We start from the raw sequence: 3,704 nt of genomic DNA on the forward strand, positions 1-3,704 counted from the left end.
AAAAGACCGTTTGCTAAGCTCTTATCTATAAATAATTACTATTCCACCCCTACCACTACACAAACAACTACTGCCTAGTCTTGAATAGGTTATAGATAACTAGCATAAAAAAACGAGGCTCCCCCTACGGACAGCCTCGTTAATATGATTAGAGAAGTAATTTACTTCATATACTTTATTTACTTGTCTTCTATTGCAGCTTGAGCAGCAGCTAGACGTGCGATAGGCACACGGAATGGAGAACAAGAAACATAGTTTAATCCTACACGGTGGAAGAATTTAACTGATTCTGGATCACCACCATGTTCACCACAGATACCGCATTTCAAGTCTGGTTTTTCCATACGGCCGTTTTGAACACCTAGGCGTACCAACTGACCTACACCATTTTGGTCGATTGTCATGAATGGGTCTACCTTCAAGATTTTCTTACGTAAATAAGTAGGCAAGAAAGAACCTATATCATCACGAGAATAACCAAATGTTAGCTGAGTCAAGTCGTTTGTACCGAATGAGAAGAATTCTGCTGTCTTAGCAATTTTATGAGCAGTAAGTGTAGCTCTAGGAATTTCAATCATAGTACCTACCTTGTAATCTACTCTCATGCCTTCTTCGTGGAATACTTTCTCTGCAGTATCACGAATAATTTTTTCTTGCATTTCAAATTCGTGAGAAATACCTACTAGAGGAACCATGATTTCTGGGAATACCTCTACTCCTTCTTTCTTCAACTCTACAGCTGCACCCAAGATAGCTCTTGTTTGCATCTCTGTAATTTCTTGGTATGTATTACCTAAACGGCAACCTCTATGACCAAGCATTGGGTTAAATTCTTGAAGAGCATCTACACGTTGTTTGATCTTTTCTACAGAAACGCCTAACTGATCAGCCATTTCTTTCTGACCTTTTTCATCGTGTGGAACGAATTCGTGTAAAGGTGGATCGAGTAAACGAACAGTTACTGGCAATCCTGCCATTGCAGTAAAGATACCTTTGAAGTCTTCTTTTTGGTAAGGAAGAATTTTAGCTAGTGCTTTTTTACGATCTTCTGAGTTTTCAGCTAAGATCATTTCACGCATTGCTTTAATCTTGTTTCCTTCAAAGAACATGTGTTCTGTACGACAAAGACCAATACCTTTTGCACCAAATTTACGAGCAATAGCTGCATCACGTGGAGTATCTGCATTGGTACGAACGTAAAGGCGAGTATATTTTTCAGCAAGATCCATCAATAGCGTAAAGTCGTTGTCCATTTCGGCAACCTTAGTCTCTACTTTACCATCATAAACCTCACCGTTTGTACCATTTAGAGAGATGAAATCACCTTCTTTGTATGTTTTTCCATCTACTTCAAATGATCTATTCTTATAGTTTACTTTGATTTCTCCAACACCAGAAACACAGCATTTTCCCATACCTCTAGCAACCACAGCAGCGTGAGATGTCATACCACCACGTACAGTAAGGATACCTTCGGCAACAGCCATACCTGCTAAGTCTTCAGGAGAAGTTTCTTGACGAACAAGAACGATCTTCTTGCCATCATTGTGCCATTTTTCAGCATCATCTGGGAAGAATACTACCTGACCAGTAGCTGCACCTGGAGAAGCTGGCAAACCTTTAGCGATAACTTTTGCTGTTTTCAAGCTATTGTTATCAAATACAGGGTGAAGTAGTTCATCTAGTTTAATAGGATCAACTCTCTTCAATGCTGTTTTTTCGTCAATCTTACCTTCTTCTAGTAGGTCCATTGCGATTTTAACCATAGCAGCACCTGTGCGTTTACCATTACGAGTTTGCAGAATCCACAATTTACCATTTTGGATAGTAAATTCCATATCTTGCATATCTCTGTAGTGATCTTCTAGTTTGAATTGAATATCATCTAGTTCTTTGTACACGATAGGCATCACTTCTTCTAGAGAAGGGAATTTAGCAGCACGATCTTTTTCAGATACGCCAGCCAATTTAGCCCAACGGCGAGAACCTTCTAATGTAATTTCTTGAGGAGTACGGATACCTGCTACCACGTCTTCACCTTGAGCATTTACTAGGTATTCACCATTAAATAGGTTTTCACCTGTAGCAGCATTACGTGAGAAACATACACCAGTAGCAGAGTTTGAACCCATATTACCAAACACCATTGCTTGGATATTTACAGCAGTTCCCCAGCTATCTGGAATTTTCTCCATTTGACGATATAGAATAGCACGTTCGTTCATCCATGAACCAAACACAGCAAAGATACCACCCCAAAGTTGTTCGTAACCATCCGTTGGGAAATCTTTACCTGTACGTTCGCGGACTATTTTTTTGAAACGACCTACGATATCTTTTAAATCTTCAACAGTAAATTCGCTATCTAGCTTGATACCTTTTTCTTCTTTTACTTGGTCAAGGATTTCTTCAAAAGGATCGTGATCTTCCTTATTAATAGGCTTCATTTCCATTACCACATCACCATACATCTGTATGAAACGACGGTAAGAGTCCCAAGCAAACTTAGGATTATTTGTCTTTTTAGAAAGACCTTCTACTATCTCATCATTCAAACCTAGGTTTAGGATAGTATCCATCATACCTGGCATAGATGCTCTAGCACCAGAACGAACAGATAATAGTAGTGGATTTTCAGCATCATTAAATTTAGTACCGGTTAGCTTTTCGATGTTGTGAATAGCGGCATTCACATCTTTGGTAAGCATTTCTTTCACTTTTTCTTGTCCGTACGTGTAGTAATCTGTACAAACTTCAGTAGTAATAGTGAATCCTGGAGGAACGGGAACTCCGATCAAGTTCATTTCTGCAAGGTTGGCACCTTTCCCCCCTAATAAGTTCTTCATCTCCGAATTTCCTTCGGCTTTTCCATTACCAAAGGTGTAGACTTTCTTATTTTCCATTAGCATTCGATTTTTAAAGTTATAATATCAAAAGAGTGTCAGTGTTCAGCTCTTTTTGGGTTATAAGTCCTACAAATATACTTTTTTATGTTACTTAAAAGTATTCTTTTCAAATAAATTTCTTCATAAGTGTGATATTTTTTAACAAGCATAAGCTTTTGAGCCACTTATAGATAGGTTTAAATGTTAAAATAGATTTCGAACTATGCTTTCATCTATCATTCTAATACACTTTCACAAACTTTCTATTTCGAAATATATTCATCTGTATAAATAGTTATACAATTGATTATAAGGTTATTAATCAATATATCTATTCCATGTGTGGTTTAATATACCATTTTGATACATTTACGATAACTAGAATATTAGATTTACAAATCTTTTCGCACAAAAATTGTCAATAAAAATAATATTTAGCCAATAAATCCCTGTTTTCAAGGTTAAAAATAGGGAAATAAGACTGAAGTTATCCCAAATAAAGAATAACCGACCTCCACAGAGTTTACAAAAGTTTCGTTTTCGAGCCTTTTAAATAGAACTCAGATAAGCTTTATTTCTCTCCACTTATCTTCTTTATTAAAGAAGCATTGCTGGAATCAATTATTTAAAATAGGCATTAAGAGCATCATCCTATGACAAAAAACTATAGGCAGATCCAGTTTTGAAATAACAAGATACTACAACCTACTTTTATACCTTATATATAGAGATATTCTTGCACAAGATTAGGGGGTAAACGAATTGGAGTAGAACTACCATGTTATATAGGGTTTAGTGCAACAGAAATGCATAAAATTT

General features: G+C 36.7%; 1 protein-coding gene. It reads right to left on the reverse strand.

All coding sequences use genetic code 11. The features are described 5' to 3' along the window. Positions 1-179 precede the first annotated feature (179 nt). Positions 180-2,903 (reverse strand): pyruvate, phosphate dikinase, encoded by a 2,724-nt coding sequence (gene ppdK, locus K8V80_RS11135; protein ID WP_276778058.1) that lies wholly within the window; start codon positions 2,901-2,903, stop codon positions 180-182. Positions 2,904-3,704 lie beyond the last annotated feature (801 nt).

The sequence above is a fragment of the Bacteroides coprosuis genome, from assembly GCF_020741705.1.
Taxonomy (GTDB): domain Bacteria; phylum Bacteroidota; class Bacteroidia; order Bacteroidales; family Bacteroidaceae; genus Bacteroides_E; species Bacteroides_E coprosuis.

Bases quoted from the DNA above. Each gene is read 5' to 3' on its own strand.
- ppdK (WP_276778058.1), bottom strand. From the start codon at position 2,903: ATGGAAAATAAGAAAGTCTACACCTTTGGTAATGGAAAAGCCGAAGGA.